The sequence below is a fragment of the Carboxydothermus islandicus genome (assembly GCF_001950325.1).
Classification (GTDB): Bacteria; Bacillota; Z-2901; order Carboxydothermales; family Carboxydothermaceae; genus Carboxydothermus; species Carboxydothermus islandicus.
In genome coordinates, this window is record NZ_BDJL01000141.1 from 1 (window position 1) to 217 (window position 217).

Below are 217 nucleotides of genomic sequence, written 5' to 3' on the forward strand. Positions count from 1 at the left end.
TTCCTCTTTTCCAACTTGCCTCAAAGGCAAAAAATTTCATTGGTGGTTAATTATTTGATTATTCAATGCTGGCTAATTATTTAATTGTTTATATAAGAAAAAAAAAATACTGGAAGGGGACTTTTTTATGTTTTAATATCTTTTTCTTCGCTCATTTATACTTCAGTTTTATAAAACAAACACCTTTCTACCGTTAAGGATGTTTCTAACTTTTTTA